The sequence below is a fragment of the Streptomyces sp. NPDC059695 genome (assembly GCF_042733785.1).
Taxonomy (GTDB): Bacteria; Actinomycetota; Actinomycetes; order Streptomycetales; family Streptomycetaceae; genus Streptomyces.
This window is the reverse complement of record NZ_JBHWFF010000026.1, coordinates 51,541-67,013: the sequence shown is the minus strand read 5'-3', so window position 1 is coordinate 67,013 and position 15,473 is coordinate 51,541. Positions and strand designations below refer to the sequence as shown.

At 74.3% G+C, this 15,473-nt stretch carries 11 protein-coding genes; 5 read left to right on the top strand and 6 right to left on the bottom strand.

Features of this window, described 5'->3' with window-relative positions; genetic code table 11:
- Positions 1-184 precede the first annotated feature (184 nt).
- Both ACFV2S_RS28160 and ACFV2S_RS28155 read left to right on the top strand, forming a co-directional pair.
- Positions 185-1,309 carry an arylsulfotransferase family protein gene (locus ACFV2S_RS28160; RefSeq protein ID WP_385564763.1) on the top strand — a complete coding sequence of 375 codons (1,125 nt, stop codon included), beginning with the start codon at positions 185-187 and terminating at the stop codon, positions 1,307-1,309.
- Positions 1,306-2,661, top strand: a complete 1,356-nt coding sequence (locus ACFV2S_RS28155; protein ID WP_385564760.1) for a uracil-xanthine permease family protein — start codon at positions 1,306-1,308, stop codon at positions 2,659-2,661. Before ACFV2S_RS28160 ends, ACFV2S_RS28155 begins: the two co-directional genes overlap by 4 nt.
- 12 nt (positions 2,662-2,673) lie before the next feature.
- On the opposite strand, the gene ACFV2S_RS28150 is transcribed toward ACFV2S_RS28155, so the two are convergent.
- Together ACFV2S_RS28150 and ACFV2S_RS28145 are read right to left on the bottom strand one after the other, a co-directional pair.
- Positions 2,674-3,222, bottom strand: coding sequence for a rhodanese-like domain-containing protein (locus ACFV2S_RS28150; RefSeq protein WP_385564757.1), 549 nt, complete (start codon positions 3,220-3,222; stop codon positions 2,674-2,676).
- Positions 3,223-3,404: 182 nt separating this feature from the next.
- Positions 3,405-4,253, bottom strand: a complete 849-nt coding sequence (locus ACFV2S_RS28145) for a DUF1684 domain-containing protein (RefSeq protein ID WP_385564754.1) — start codon at positions 4,251-4,253, stop codon at positions 3,405-3,407.
- A 451-nt stretch (positions 4,254-4,704) separates the two neighbouring features.
- Here ACFV2S_RS28145 and ACFV2S_RS28140 point away from each other — a divergent pair, with 451 nt between their 5' ends.
- Complete coding sequence (locus ACFV2S_RS28140; protein ID WP_385564752.1) at positions 4,705-6,399, top strand: alpha/beta fold hydrolase; 1,695 nt, start codon at positions 4,705-4,707, stop codon at positions 6,397-6,399.
- A 58-nt stretch (positions 6,400-6,457) separates the two neighbouring features.
- On the opposite strand, the gene ACFV2S_RS28135 is transcribed toward ACFV2S_RS28140, so the two are convergent.
- Entirely contained in the window at positions 6,458-7,027 is a 570-nt protein-coding gene (locus tag ACFV2S_RS28135; RefSeq protein WP_385564749.1) for a hypothetical protein, read from the bottom strand.
- 135 nt (positions 7,028-7,162) lie between these two features.
- On the opposite strand from ACFV2S_RS28135, the gene ACFV2S_RS28130 reads away from it, so the two are divergent.
- Together ACFV2S_RS28130 and ACFV2S_RS28125 are read left to right on the top strand one after the other, a co-directional pair.
- The gene (locus ACFV2S_RS28130; protein WP_385564746.1) at positions 7,163-10,000 is read left to right on the top strand and encodes a BTAD domain-containing putative transcriptional regulator; all 2,838 of its coding nucleotides are present in this window, start codon (positions 7,163-7,165) and stop codon (positions 9,998-10,000) included.
- Between the two features lie 207 nt (positions 10,001-10,207).
- Complete coding sequence (locus ACFV2S_RS28125; RefSeq protein WP_385564743.1) at positions 10,208-11,398, top strand: S8 family peptidase; 1,191 nt, start codon at positions 10,208-10,210, stop codon at positions 11,396-11,398.
- Between the two features lie 18 nt (positions 11,399-11,416).
- On the opposite strand, the gene ACFV2S_RS28120 is transcribed toward ACFV2S_RS28125, so the two are convergent.
- The 3 genes from ACFV2S_RS28120 to ACFV2S_RS28110 form a co-directional block, all read right to left on the bottom strand.
- Positions 11,417-12,346 carry an ROK family protein gene (locus ACFV2S_RS28120; RefSeq protein WP_385564740.1) on the bottom strand — a complete coding sequence of 310 codons (930 nt, stop codon included), beginning with the start codon at positions 12,344-12,346 and terminating at the stop codon, positions 11,417-11,419.
- Between the two features lie 28 nt (positions 12,347-12,374).
- Positions 12,375-14,393, bottom strand: a complete 2,019-nt coding sequence (locus tag ACFV2S_RS28115) for a hypothetical protein (RefSeq protein ID WP_385564737.1) — start codon at positions 14,391-14,393, stop codon at positions 12,375-12,377.
- A gap of 62 nt (positions 14,394-14,455) precedes the next feature.
- Positions 14,456-15,469, bottom strand: a complete 1,014-nt coding sequence (locus tag ACFV2S_RS28110; protein WP_385564734.1) for a hydroxyacid dehydrogenase — start codon at positions 15,467-15,469, stop codon at positions 14,456-14,458.
- Positions 15,470-15,473: the final 4 nt, after the last annotated feature.

Genomic DNA, 15,473 nt, shown 5'->3' with positions numbered 1-15,473 from the left:
GTCCCGTCCCTTCCCGCCCCGTGGCGCCGTCCGTCCTGTTCCACGGCGCATGACCGCACCCTACGCGGCGCGTGTTCCGGGGCCGGAGACGGTTTCGTACTCCCGACACACGCCCGTCACACAACGCCCCTAACGTCAAAGTCGGTTGTTCTCATCAAAGAAAGTTTGAAGGAGGAGCTCCGACGTGCCCACGATCGACCAGAACTCACGCCGCCGCCGTCCCACCGGCCTCATCGCCCTCGACGAGACGGCCGCGTCCGAGGGCTACACCCTCTACGCACCGCTCACCGGCACCGGCGAGGTCCACCTCGTCGACCTCCACGGCCGCGCCGTCCACCGGTGGGACCTCCCCTACCGCCCCGGCCGCCACGCCCGGCTCCTCGCCGACGGGACCCTCGCCTACAACGGCGTCCTCCCGGGCGAGAAGGCCCTGTTCCCGATGTGGCACAAGTACCGCGGCGGCGTCATGCTCCGCGCGGCACCCGACGGCACCGTCCTGCGGGAGCACCGCGACCCCCTCCAGCACCACGACGCCCACCACCTCGACGACGGCCGCATCCTCTACACCGCCCTGGAGCCCCTGGCCGGCGACGAGGCCGCGGCGGTACGGGGCGGCGTGCCCGGCTCCGAGGCCGCGGACGGCCTCGTCTGGGCCGACACCATCAAGGAGGTCGGCCCCGACGGCGAGCTCCTCTGGTCCTGGCGCGCCGCGGAGCACCTCGACCGCGACGCCTTCCCCCTCCACGAGGCCTACGCCCGCGAGCACTGGCCGCTCATCAACAGCGTGACGCCCCTGCGGGACGGCAACATCCTCGCCAGCCTCCGGAGCGTCTCGGCCGTCGTCGTCATCAGCCGCGAGACCGGGGAGATCCTCTGGCGGAGCCGCCCCGGCACGGTCAGCCAGCAGCACGCGCCCACCGAACTGGAGGACGGGCGGTTCCTCGTCTTCGACAACGGCGTCTTCCGGCCCGGCAACGACGTCCCGTACTCCCGCGTCATCGAGATCGACCGCACCGACGGCGAGATCGTCTGGGAGTACCACGACCCGGCCCGCGAGTTCTTCTTCGCGCCCTTCATGGGCTCCGCGCAGCGCCTGCCGAACGGCAACACGCTCGTCACCGACTCCCCGTCCGGCCGGCTCTTCGAGGTGACCAAGGACGGCTACCTCTGCTGGGAGTACGTCGTCCCGTACTTCGCCGGCTATGGCGAGAGCGAGGTCCGCGGCCTCTTCCCGTCCGAGCCCAACGCCGTCTTCCGCGCCTACCGCTACACCGCCGCCGAGATCCCGTGGCTGGAGGCGTCCGCATGACGACCGCACCCCCCGCCGCCCCCGCCGTCCCCGCGGCCGAAGCCGTCGACGCCCGGGTCCCGTGGCGGCGCCTGGTCCCCCTGGCGGCCCAGCACGTCCTCGCGATGATCGCCGCCCCCGTCTCCACCGTCTTCCTCGTCGCGGGCAGCCTCAAGATGTCTCCCGGCGCCACGGCCTCGCTGCTCAGCACCGTGCTGCTCCTCTGCGGGGCGGGCGCCCTGCTCCAGTCCCTCGGCGTGTGGCGGATCGGCGGACGGTTGCCGTTCGTCATGCTGCCCGGCGGCGCCGCGACCGCCCTGTTCCTCCAGATCGCCCAGGAGCACGGCCCGGCCACCGCCACCGGCGCCGTCCTCCTGGCGGCCGCGCTGCTGCTCGCCGTCCTGCCCCTCTACGCCCGTGTCGTACGGCTCTTCCCGCCCCTGGTCATGGGCGTGACCGTGCTGCTCATCGGCGTCGCGATGATCCGGGTCGCGGCCCGGCTCGTCACCGGTCCCGACGGCACGGGCGAGCCGCGCGCGGTGCTCCTCGCCGCGCTCACCGTGGCGGCGACCCTCGCCGCGTACGTGTTCCTGCGCGGGGTCTGGCGGCAGACGTCCGTCCTCCTCGGCATGGCGGCGGGAACCCTCCTCGCGGTGGCGACCGGCCTGGGCTCCTTCAGCCCCGCCGCCGGCAGCGGCTTCGCCCTCCCGGTGTTCCTGCCCTTCGGCACCCCGCGGTTCGACCTCGTGGCCGCGCTCCCGCTGCTCGTCTTCAGCCTCACCACACTCGCCGAGATCACCGGGCAGACCGTGCTCAACAGCGAGACCGTCGGCCGGACCCCGGCACCCGAGCGCGACGTGCCGCGCGTCGCCCGCGCCGACGCCCTGGTGTCCCTGGCAGGCGGCCTCTTCGGCACCTCGCTCATGGTCACCAGCGCGGAGAACATCGGCATCGGCCGCCTCACCGGGGTCCGCAGCCGGTTCGTGACCGCGGGCGCCGGAGTGCTCCTGGTCGTCCTGGGCCTGGCCGCTCCCGTCTCGCGGGTGCTGGCCGGGATCCCCGAGGCCGTCGTCGGCGGTTCGGCGCTCGTCGTGTACGCGGTGATCGCCGTCATGGGCGTCGAGATGCTCCGCCGGGCCGACCTGTCCGGCACCGGGCCGGGCTCGCTGACGGCGGCGCTCGCGCTCACCGCGGGACTGCTGCCGCTGCTCAGCCCCGACCTGTACGCGGGATTCCCCGGCTGGGCCCGTACGATCCTGGGCAGCGGCGTCGTGGCGGGAACCCTGACCGCGGTCGTCCTGACCGCGCTGCTCGGCCTGGTCGGCCGGGGGAGCGGCGCCCCCTCCGCCTCGGCGCCGCCGCCACGGGAGTGACCGCGCCGGAGATCAGCCGAGGGGGACGGTGCCCCGCCGGTTGAAGGGGAGCCGGCCGAGGACCACCGCCATGCCGCAGGTGTCGGTCAGTGCCGAGAACACCAGGCCCCCGGCGATCGCCGCCGACAGCAGCTGGAACGCCGGGTGCACGAACAGCCCGAGCACCAGCCCGAGCAGCACCAGCGCCCCGGCGGTGAAGCGCACCTGACGCTCCATCCCCCAGACCGGCCGGACCGGTCCCGGCGGGTGCTCCAGTCCGTGGCCGGCATCGGCCCAGGCCCGGGTGCCGCCGGTGAGACTCGCTGCGGCGATCCCGTGGGAGGCGAGGAGCGCGGCGCCCCGGTCGGAGCGGGCGCCGGAGGCGCACACCAGGAGCAGCGCCCGGGTCCCGGCCGCCCGCCGCAGGTCCGCGAGGCCGGCGCCGATGCGGTCCAGGGGGACGTTGACGGCGCCCGGAAGGCGGCCGGAGGCGAACTCTCCCGGGGTGCGGACGTCGACCACGTGCAGCTCGGAGAGCCGGGACAGGGCTTCGTCGACGCCGAGGGTGCGGGAAACGGCCATGGGGAACCTGTCCTTGGACGGTGAGGGGGGAGTACGGCCCCGCGGCTGCCGCGGGGCCGTTCCACGGGATGCTAGGGGGCGTCTCGTGGAACGGCCCGCACCCTGACGTGATCGCCACGGGGTGGCCACGGAGCCGTCATGCGGCGGCAACAAACCGCCCCGGGTCCCCTCCGCGGACCCGGCTAGGAGACCGGACCGCGCTCGTGCGGGATCCGCTCACCGGCCTCGACCGCCACGGGCAGCCGGTTCTCGGCGGGAGGCAGCGGGCAGGTCGCGAAGTCCGTGTAGGCGCAGGGCAGATTGACCGCCCGGTTGAAGTCGAGCACGACCTCGCCGCCGGACCCCGGGGTCTCCACCGTGAGGTTCCGGTTGGCCGCGTAGGTGGTGACGCCCGAGGTCTCGTCGGTGAACAGCAGGGTGAGGCTGCCGGGCGCGTGCCCGTTGAACGCCGTCAGGCTCAACTCCTGCCCGGCGAGCCGGAAGACGACCCGTCCGGGAGCGTCGTACACGTGCTGGAGCCCCTCGACGGAGGCGCCGACCGTCGTCGGCCGCGGCTCGTCGAAGGCCTCGTACCGGCCCGTCACCACCCACCGCGGGTCGGGCGCGTACGCGGGCGTGCCGGCGAAGGCGACGCGCAGCGGGTGGCCGGGGTGGCGCGGGCGGATCACGTCGTTGCCGCCGCGCTTGGCGACCTCGATCACGGTGTCGCCCCAGACGGCGTCGACGCCGCCGCGCTCGGGGATGACGCCGAAGACGTGCCGTCCGCGGACCGGCACGCCGCCGACGACGAGTTCGGCGCCCTCGTCGAGCTCCACGACGACCCCTTCGGGCCCGGTCGTCCAGGTCCCGGGCGCGCCGGGGAAGGCCTGCGGCTCGTCGGAGAGCCAGTGCAGACCGGTGATCGCGAGGAAGCCGTGCTCCGAGGCGAGCCGTGCGTCCTTGTCCAGGTGCCACTTCTCCCATTCCGAGGCGAACGACTCGGAGTCGGCGTCGGTCGTCTCGGGGGCGGCGGGTATGTCACGGACGCTCATGCGTCTCCTCCTGCGGGAGTGGATGGTGTGAGGTGCGCGCGGTCGTGTGCCCGCCTGGGCGGGGGGTACGAGGGGAGCGCGGGGCAGGACGAGGCCGTCAGGGGGCGCCCAGGAGCCGTCGGGGCGAGCGCGTCGGTGTGCCGGACGCCGGGATCAAGGCCTCGGTGTCAGCGGGAACACGCCATGGTCGTGACGCGCACGTAGTCCACGTGTCGGCGCGTCACGAGAAGGCTCATGGGTTCAGGAGAACACAACTCCCGCGCCCGGCGCCAGTACTCATCCCTCTGACCCTTCTCGGTCAACCTCTGGCCTGTTGTCCGTCTGGAGGTTTGTGGGGGGCCGTTCATTCATTCGAGTGAGAAGCGCGGAACGCCTTCCTGGGCGGGTCGCGACGGAGTGAGCATGATCCTGACGCGTCATCATGATCCCTTACCCGGAAAGCAGGTACGCCATGTCCGTCGACGGAACCACGGATCCCTTGTTCGCGCTCACGGCAGAGGACTCCGCGAGGCTGGACGCGATCCGTGAGGCCTTACTGGACCCCTCGCCGCGCCGCATCGGCCGTCTGGACCAGTGGGGTCTCGCCGACGAGTACGAGGTCTACGCGGAGATCGGACAGTACTCCGAGGCCTCGCTCACCATGACGGACGGGACGGTCCTGGACGCGTCGCTGAGCGTCCCCAGGAACCTCGCTCCGGGGCAGGCCGTCCCCGCGGTCGTGCTGCCCGCGCCGCTGATCGGCATCGGGCACCGGGCCTACCTCGGGATGATCTCCCGCTGGACGCGCGGCGGCTACGCCGTCCTGGCCTACAGCCAGCGCGGCCTCGCCAGGTCCACGGGCGAGATCCACGTCGCGGGACCGCAGGACGTCGCCGACGCCACTCAGGTGATCGACTGGCTGGTGACGCAGGACGGCGTCGATGCGGACCGGATCGGATTCTTCGGCGCCTCCTACGGCGCCGGCACCAGCCTCCTGGCGGCCGCTCAGGACCCGCGGATCAAGGCCGTCGTCGGCACCAGCGCCTGGGCCGACCTGTTCACCTCGCTGTACGAGAACGGCACCCGTCACCTCGCGGCCTTCGAAGCGCTGGTGAAGCTGTTCGGCGAGGACCGGTGCTCGCAGGAGTTCCGCGAGGTCATCCAGAAGATCCGCGCCAACACCATCGACGACCAGGTCAGGGACTTCGCCGAGCGGCGCTCGCCCAAGGCCCACCTGCAGCAGTATAACGAGAACGGTACGCCGATCCTGCTCGGCACCACCTGGCACGAGACGATCTTCTCCGTGCCCGCCGTCATCGACTTCCACAGCGGGCTCACCGGCCCCAAGGGCCTCCTGATCCAGGTCGGGGACCACGGGAACGCCGAACTCCCCGGCCTGGCGGGCCTGTTCGCCAAGCCCACCGCCATGGCCTACCGCTGGATGGACCACTTCCTCGGCGGCGCCGCCGGCGACGGCGGGACTCCCGGGTTCGACGTCCGCTCCGAGTACATGTTCAACCCCCTCTCCGAGGTCCGCCACGCCACCTGGGACGAGTACGCCCTGCCGAAGCGGCGCCTCCACCTGGCGGACGCCCCCTCGGGGGAGAGTGACGGGCAGCTGGTCGAGGGCGAGCCGCAGGCGGGCTGGACGCGTTCGGTGAAGGTCACCGGCCAGGGCACCGACATCGTCGTCGCCCCCAAGCTCGTCCAGACCGGCCTGGCCGAGCGCCTGGGCCTGCCCCACGTCTACAAGACCGCCGACATCGACCGCGGCCTGGCCGCCGTCTTCGCCACCACGCCGCTGTCGCAGGCCTCCCGCATCCGGGGCGACCTGGAACTGCGGGTCACGGTCAAGCCGCAGCAGGCCGACGCCATGATCGTCGCCTACCTCCTGGACGCCGACCCGGCCACCGGCAGGGCGCACATCATCACCCACGCCCCCTACACCTTCACCGCCGAGGAGGCCGGCCGGGCGACCACCGTGACCTTCCCGCTCCAGCCCGCCGACTACCGCGTGCAGCAGGGCCGTCAGCTCCAGCTGGTCATCGACACCCACGACCCCTTCTTCGCACCGGCCAACGCCACCACCCCGGTGTTCACCTTGGATCTCACCTCCCCGGAGGGCGCCGAGTCCTACCTCGACATCCCCCTCCACCCCGTCGACTGACCTCACCCCGGCCCATCGCCGAGCCGGCCCGTCCGCACCCGGACGGGCCGGCTCCGGTTCAGACCGCGGTGCGGTTTCCCAGGTCGTCGCAGGGCAGTTCGGCGACGGTGCTGTGGGCGAGGAAGTCGCGGGTGGCCTGCGGCTCGGCCTCGGCCATCGCCGTCGGCTCGACGTCGATGAGGCCGTCGAAGGGGCGGTCGACGTCCCGGACGATGCGCAGGGTGGGGTCGGGCGGGCGGTGATCACGACCAGGGCCCTCGCCGTCGGCCATGGCCGGCCACTCCTGGGTGCGGACCGCGCGGGCGTAGCAGACGGCGTCGGCCTGGATGCGCGAGCGCCCGTAGGAGCCGTTCGCGGTGACCAGGACGAACGCGAGGAGCAGGACGGTCAGCGTCGGGAGCGGGCCGACGAGGTCCTTCGCGGAAGCGGGCGGGAACAGCGGAAAGGTTCGCTCGCCCCCGCACGGAGGACTGGCGTTGGGCCGCGCGGCGGATCGCCGCCCGGGAGTCGTGGGCCGCTCCGGAGTGGGACCCCGCCGGATCGTCGCGGGCGGCCTCCCGGTGCCGCGGAGGCGGCGAACTGCACGCCACTGAGTTGGAATTGGCCGTCTCTGCCCGGTAGGGGGCATGCCCGCGAGGTCATATTCGAGACAAGAACGTGTGTCCGGTTCGCCTGTGGTGCGATGTGTGGCGTACAACCTGTGACCAGCCCGTTCATCGACGCACGCGGTCATTCGATCCACCGAGCCCTGGAGTCACCACAGATGCGTTTCGGTCTGCTCGGCCCCCTCACGGCGCAGGACGCCGCCGGGCCCCTGGCCATCGGCGGCACGAAGGTCCGGATCCTGCTCGGCATCCTGCTCCTGAAGCGCGGTCAGGTCGTCTCCGCCGACGAACTCAAGGCCGCCCTCTGGGGCGCGGACCTGCCCGCCACGGCATCCAGCTCGCTCCACAACCACGTGACGCGCCTGCGCAGGACGCTGGGCCCGGAGGGGGCGGTGCGCCTCCGCTCGGCGGTGCCCGGATACGTCCTCGACGTGGACCGCGGCGCGCTCGACAGCGACCTGCACGATGACCACCTCGGGACGGCCCGGACCGCCCGGGTCCGCGAGGACTGGGACTCCGTGCGGGAGGCCTGCGCGGCGGCCCTGGGACTCTGGCGCGGCAGCCCGCTCGCCGACCTCCCCGCCCTCGGCCACAGCCTGCCGTACGGGCCGCTCCTCCAGGCCCTCGACGAGGCCCGGCTCGTCGCCCTGGAGTGGCGCTGCGAGGCCGACCTCCGGCTGGGCCGGTACGACGGACTGGCCGCCGAGCTGCACGCGCTCACCGAACAGCACCCCCTGCGCGAGGGGTTCCACCGCCACCTGATGGTGGCCCTGCACCGCACCGACCGCCAGGCGGAGGCCCTGGCCGTCTTCCACCGGCTCCGCAGGATCCTCGCCGACGAACTCGGCGTCTCGCCCGGCCGGGCCGTGCAGGAGGCGCTGGCGGACATCCTCCGGGGCGACGAGGAGCCCGCCCCGCCGAAGCCCGCCGCCCCCGTACCCGCCGCGCCCGGGAAGCCCGCGGCGGACGGCGCGGCGGCGCGCCCCGGGGCGCACGTTCCGGCCCAGCTTCCCCCCGTCTCCCGCTACTTCTCGGGCCGGCGGGCGGAGCTGGCACGGCTCGACGTCCTCCTGGAGGAGGCCCGCGGGCACGCCGGCACCGGGCCGATCGTCGTCTCCGGCCCCGGTGGCGTGGGCAAGACGACCCTCGCGGTCCACTGGGCGCACCGGGTCCGCGCGGACTTCCCCGACGGGCAGCTCCATCTGAACCTGCGCGGCTTCGCCCCGGACGGATCCGCCGTCACCCCGGACAGCGCCCTGCGGAGCCTCCTCGAAGGCCTCGGCGTGCCCCGCGCACGCGTCCCGGCGGCCCAGGAGGCGAGGACCGCCCTCTACCGCACCCTCACCGACGGCCGCCGCTATCTGATCCTCCTGGACAACGCCCGCGACGCCGCCCATGTGCGCCCGCTCCTGACCGGGTCCGCGACCAGCCTCACCGTCGTGACCAGCCGGGACCAGCTCCTCGGCCTCGTCGCGGTGGAGGACGCCCAGCCCGTGGCCCTGGACGTGCTGTCGCCCGGCGAGGCCCGCGAGCTCCTCACGGCGCGCGTCGGCCACGCGCGCGTCACGGCCGACCCGCGGGCGGTCGACGAGGCCGTCGAGCTCGCCGCGCGCCTCCCGCTGGCCCTGGCCGTCGTGGGCGCGCGGGCGGCGGTCACCCCCGCCCTCAGCCTGACCCGGCTCGTCGAACGGCTGCGCCGCGCCCGCGGACTCGACGCCTTCACCGGAAGCGACGCCTGGAGCGATGTCCGCGCGGTGCTCTCCTGGTCGTACGAGACGCTGAGCGCCGACGCCGCACGTCTCTTCCGGCTGCTCGCCGTCCATCCCGGGCCCGGTATCACCGTGCCCGTGGCGGGCAGCCTCGCGGCGCTCCCCGCGCCCCGCGTCCACGCGCTCCTGACCGAGCTGGCCGAGGCGAACCTGGTCACCGAGGGCGCCGACGGGAGGTACGCCTTCCACGACCTGCTCCGCTCGTACGCCGTGGAGCTCGGGGAAGCCGTCGACTCAGGGCCGAGCCGCCGCACGGCCCTGAGACGGGTCACGGAGCACTACCTCCACACCGCGCAGCGCGGTGCGCTGCTCATGGATCCCCAACTGCCCCCCGCCGACCTGCCGCCGAAGGCGGGGCGGGGGGTGGGCCCCGAGCGGCTCGCGGACATCGGCGAGGCCAGGGAGTGGTTCACCGGCGAACACGCGGCCCTCGTGCAGACCGTCGTCCGGGCGGGCGCGAGCGGCCTCGACCGGGCCTGCTGGCAGCTGGCGTACGTCCTGAAGACGTACCTCTCCTGGGGCGGGCACTGGGCGGACGGGGCGACCGTGCAGACGGCCGCCCTGGCGGCGGCGGAGCGCATGGACGACCCGACCGCCCGGGCCCGGGCGCACCGGAGCCTGGCCGCGGCCCTGCGCTGGACCGCGCGGGACTCCGAGGCGGGGACCCATCTGCGCCGGGCCCTCGACCTGTTCACCGCGGAGGGGGACCTGGCCGGCCAGGCCGACGTCCACCTCGACCTCGCGGGCCGGTACGAGCGGCAGGAGCGCCCCGCGGAGGCCCTGCACCACAACACCCTGGCCCTCGGACTCTTCCGGGAGCGGGGCGACCGCAGCGGTGAGGCCAAGGCCCTCAACAACGTCGGCTACTTCCAGGCGCTGCTCGGCAACCACGGCGAGGCGCTGGCCATGTGCGACGCGGCCCGCCTGGTGTTCGAGGAGCTCGGGGACCGCCGCTGTCTGGCCCTCACCTGGGACAGCCTGGGCGTGGTTCACCAGGAGACGGGGGACCTGGAGCGGGCGGCGCACTGCTTCCGGGTCTCGGCGGAGGGGCTGCGCGAGGTCGGGGCGCCGTTCCACGAGGCGGTCTCGCTCGACCACCTCGGCGACGTCGAGTGGGCGGCCGGCCGGCCGCAGGACGCCCGCGAGGCATGGCGGAAGGCCTGGGAGCTCCTCGACGGGCTCCGGCACGACGACGCGGAGGCGGTCCTGCTCAAGCTGGGACGGTGAGGCACGGCGAGGCGGAGGGGGTCGGTCCCGGCCCGGGACGGTGAGGCACGACGACGTGGAGGCGGTCGGGCTCGGGCCGGGACGGTGAGGCACGGCACCGCACGGCGGAGTCCCTCCCGACGACGTGTGCGGCATCCGTTGGAATCGGGCGGAATCGCTCGGAGATGTCGTAGGGCCAGATCGTTTCTGCATGATGACCTCACCCGCATGAACACACGTACCAGACTCGCTCTCGCGAGCGCCGCCCTGACCGCCCTCGCCGTCACCGCCCCGACGGCGACGGCGTCCCCCTCGGGTCCCGAGCCGACCCCGGCGCCGCTCGTCACCGCCGCCGACGCGGTGCCCGGCCGGTACATCGTGACCCTCGACGGAAGCGTCGACGCCGCGGAGGCGGCCGGGAGACTGGGCCTCCGGCCCACGTTCGTCTACGACAGGGCCATCAACGGCTTCGCGGCCCCGCTGACCGACCTTCAGCTGGCGACCGTCAGGAGCACCCCGGGGGTGACCTCGGTCGAGGAGGACGCGGTGGCCGCCGCCCCGCCCCGGCCGGCCGAGTCCCCCGCCGTCCGGGGCCCCGCGGCCGGCTGGGGCCTGGACCGGATCGACCAGCCGAACCTGCCGCTCGACGACACCTTCACCACCCGGGGCAGCGGCGCCGGCGTGACCGCGTACATCCTCGACACCGGCATCGACTACGCCCACGCCGAGTTCGGCGGCCGCGCCGGGTCCGGCTTCGACGCCATGGGCGACGGGCGCTTCGGACAGGACTGCAACGGCCACGGCACACACGTCGCGGGCACGGTCGCCGGCAGCACGTACGGAGTGGCCCGGGAGGCCGCCCTGGTCAGCGTCCGCGTCCTGGGCTGCGACGGACGCGGCACCTACTCCGGCATGATCGCCGGACTCGACTGGGTCGCCAAGAACGCCCGCCGGCCCGCGGTCCTGAACGGCTCCCTGGGCGGCGACCGGTCCGTGGCCCTGAACAACGCCGCCACCGCGCTCTACTCCGCGGGCGTGCTGCCCGTCATCGCGGCGGGCAACTCGGCGAAGAACGCCTGCGACGTGTCGCCCGCCTCGGCGGACGGGGTGCTGACCGTCGCGGCCTCCGACATCGGGGACCGGCAGACGTACTTCTCCAACCACGGCCCCTGCGTGGAGCTCTTCGCCCCCGGCCAGGACATCGTCTCGGCACGCCTCGGCGGCGGCTCCCTCGCCGAGAGCGGCACCTCCATGGCCGCCCCGCACGTCACCGGCGTCGCCGCGCTCTACCTGGCCGAGCACCCCGCGGCGAGCCCCTCCGAGGTCGCCGGGTGGATCGACGCCCACGCCACGGCGGACGTCCTGAGCGACGTCGGCGAGGGGACGCCGAACAGGCTGCTGTTCACGGGCGGCCTGTAGCACCCACCGGACATCCGCTCACCCGCACGTCCGCACGCCCCCGTTCCCCGGGTACGCCCCGGAGCGCGGGGGCGCCGTGACCAGCTCCCGGGCGAGCAGCCCCGCGCCCGCCAGACCGGCCGCGTCCCCGAGGGACGCGGGAACGACCGCGGGCAGCCGCCGGAACGCGATGCGTTCGGCCACGGCGGCCCGCAGGGGCGCGAAGAGCGTGTCCCCGGCCCCGGCCAGGCCGCCGCCGACGATCACGGTTCGGCAGTCCAGCAGGGTGTGCGCGGCGATCAGGCCGTCGGCGAGGGCCTCGACGGCCGCCCGCCACACGCCGGTCGCCGCCGGGTCGCCGTCCGCGACGGCCCGGGCGCAACCGGCCGCGTCGGCGTCCGCCGCACCCCGCGCGGCGGCCCAGCCCCGTGCGATGGCGGAGGCCGACGCGACCGCGTCCAGGCACCCCCGCCGGCCGCAGTGGCACGCGGGACCGCCAGGACGGACCACGATGTGGCCGATCCCGCCCGCCCGCCCGTGGGCTCCGGTCTCGACGCCGTCGCCCGTGCCGATCGCTCCGTCGACGCGGGCGTCGAGCCTGACGAACATGAACCGGTCCGTGCCCCGGCCGGCCCCGACGCGGCCCTCGGCGAGGCCGGCGGCACGGACGTCGTGCGCCACGGCGACGGGGATCCGCCCGAGGCGCCGGCTCAGCGCCTCCCGCAGTGAGGCCTCCTGGAGGCCGGGGAGGGCCACGGCGCCGCCCGGAAGGGCGACCCCCACGGCCTCCGCCGTCGTGCCGAGCCGCTCGCGCCCCAGAGCCCGGAGCTCCTCCGCCCGGCGGGCGACCGGGTCCACGGCCGCCCGCCCGTGGACCCGCCGCGTCGCGTACACGAGCGACCCGTCGAAGCCGACCAGCGCCGCCCTCGTCCCGGTCTCCGTGACGCTCAGGGCGATGACGTGCCTCATCGGGCGCGCCTCCCCGCCGTCACCGTGCTCAGAGGACCGGCCGGTCGTCGACGCGGACGAGCTGATGGCCGCGCAGGGTGTACAGGCGCCCCAGCCCGTCGGTGTTGACGTGCGGACCGCTGTACCAGGCACCGTCGATGCCGGCGACGACCGTCGTGACGGCGAACGTCTTCGGATGGACGCGGAACAGCGTGGTGTCGGAGACCCCGTAGACCCAGCCCCGGCTCGTCACCATCGCCGCGAAGCCCGGACACAGGGCGCGCAGGTCGGCGGTGTGGACCACCCGACGGATCCGCAGGTCGACGACGAAGAAGCCGCCCTTGCGGGTCAGGCCGTACAGGTGCCGGCCGCGCACCGCGAGTGCGGCCACCCCCGTGGCCAGCGGGAGGTCGAGGCGCCACAGCTCCCGTCCGCGGACCGGGTCGAAGGCGACGAGCGTGCCGCGCGGTCCCTGCGCGGTCGGGTTGTCGCCCCCGAGATAGGCGACGCCTTCCCGGGTGGTGACGGCCCGCACCAGCTGCGCTCCGTCGATCGGGTTGACGTACGCGGCCTTCCGGCCGTCCCTCAGGGAGTACGTCCACAGGGAGCCGCCGCCCTCGGTGTCGGACTGGGCACCGGCGAGGAGCAGTCCGTTGACGGGGTCGAAGCACAGGTCGAGGGGACGGTTCTGCTCGCTGGGGAACTGCGCGAGCTGACGGGGCTGCCGGTCGGCCGTGGGGGAGTAGGTCCACATGCCCTGCGAGCTGTACTGGCCGGTGTAGAGGACGCCGCGCACGACCTCGGCGTCCTTGGCCTCGCCGGGCGCCCGGAGGTTGACCACACCGCCGCCGCACAGGTCGTGGCGGGCGACGACGTTGTTGCCGCCGACGTAGACGTACCGGTCGTCGGCGGCGATGCCCATGCAGGTCTGCGGTGTCACGGGTGCCCCGGCCGTGCCGAGGTCGGTGACGACGGAGGCCCCGGTGGCGGGGTCGATCTGGGCGACGAAGCCGTAGCCGGAGACGACGGCCAGGCCGGCGCCCTCGACGTGGTCGAGTCCCCAGACCTCGCCGAGGTCGCCCGCGTCGGACCTGACGGGGGCGATGGTCCGGGTGGCGAACGTGTAGGCGTGCAGACCGGCCTCGCCGGAGAAGTAGATCCGCTCGCCGTCCGTCGTCAGGGTCTTGGCCACCTTCCCGCCGGTGGCCGTCACGGTGTACGAGGAGAGGTCGGCCAGGTCCATCACGGCGAGCTTGGCGGGCTCGGTCGATCCCGCCGTGGTGACGACGAGCCGGTCGCCCATGACGGCGAGTTCGCGCAGGCTGGGGTCCCCCTCCATCTCGGGCGGGGTGACGTCGGTGAACGTGCCCGTGGCCCTGTCGTACGCGTGGAGGGAGGCCCGGCTCGCCCCGCCCCCGCCCGCCAGCGTGCTGCCGGCCCCGAAGAAGACGGTGGTGTCCGTGGCGGCGACGGCCCTGGCCAGGGTGGCGTTCGGGTCGGGCACGCCGAGCCTGCGGACCAGGCCGGTGCCGGGGTCGTACCCCCACAGCGCGGGCGCCTTCCCCGGGACGCCGCCGACGGCGTACACGGTGCCGTCGGGGGCGACGGCGAGCTCACGGATGTCGCGGTCCTCGGTCCGGCCCACGGCCACCGCGGGCGCGTCCGGCGTGCGGAGGTCCCAGCGGAAGAGGTTCGGCCCGCCCTCGTCCGCCTTGGTCAGGATGCCCGCGTACAGGTACCTGCCGTCGGCGTCTGCGGCGAGCGCCTGGACCGAGTGCCCGGTGCCGAGGTCGGTCCGGGCGACGACCCTGCGGGTCGGCAGGTGGAAGGCGATGAGCCGGGTCGGGGTGAGGTTGCGCGAGCCGATGTACACGGTGTCGCCGACCAGGATCCCGCTCATGAGCGCGAACTGCTCGATGGCGGGCCCCAGATCGGTGACGGTGGTGCGGGGACCGGCCGGTGCGGCCTGCGCGGGTGAGGGGAGGAGCGGGGCAGCGGCGGCGGCGAGCCCGAGGGCGCCGCCGGCCCGGAGGAGCTGACGCCTGCCGACGGACGGGGAGTGCTGCATGGGGACTCCTTGGGTGGGGAACGGAGCGGGACGGGGAGGCGGAGGAGGGCGGCGCGGGGCCGTCAGGCCGAGGTCGCGAGGGCCGTGCGGTGGACGGCGTACCGGAAGGGCTCTCCGGAGCAGTAGCGCGCGACCTCGGCGAGGGCGCTCTCGGTGATCCGCCGGAGTTCACCGCCGAGCGAGCCGGCGATGTGCGGTGTCAGGAGGACGTTCGGCAGCCGGTAGAGGGGGGAGTCCGGGGGCAGCACCTCGGGTTCGGTGACGTCGATGACCGCGTGCAGACGGCCGGTGGCCGCCTCGGCGGCCAGGGCGTCGGTGTCGACGAGGGACCCCCGGGCGGTGTTGACGAGCGTGGCGCCGTCGGGCATGAGGGCCAGCCTGCGGGCGTCCATCAGGTGGTGGGTCTCGGGCAGTTCGGGCGCGTGCAGGGTGAGGACGTCCGAGGCGAGCACCAGCTCGTCGAGCCCGACGAGCCGGGCGCCGAGCGCCGTGGCCCGCGCCGCGTCGACGTACGGGTCGGCGAGCAGCAGGTCGAGGTCGTGGGGCCGGAGCAGTTCGAGCACCCTGCGTCCGACGAGCGAGGCTCCGACGACGCCCACGGTCCGCCGGTAGTTGCCGAAGCCGGGGAAGCGCCGGGACCAGTCGAGCGGGGCACGGTGCTCGCGGTAGAGGGCGCCGATGTCGAGGACGCGCTTGTTGGCGAAGAGGATCGCGGCGACCGTGTACTCGGCGACGGGCACGGCGTTGGCGGCGGCGGCCGAGGACACCGCGAGCCCCCGTTCCCAACACGCCTGCGTCACATGGTGCTTGACGCTTCCGGCCGCGTGGACGACGGCCTTCAGGGCGGGCGCGCGGGCGAGCACGTCCTCGTCGATGACGGGACAGCCCCAGGAGGTGATGAGGAGTTCCGCCTCCGGCAGGGAGGGCTCGTGGGCGAGGTCCTCGGCCACGTGGTCCGGGTCGATGTCGACGTACTGCGACAGACGCCGGATCTCCTCGGGCGGGAACAGCGCGTCCCGGTGGTGCCGGCCCATGGCGAACAGGGCGCGCGGACGGTCGGACGGGTGCGGGCGCATGGGG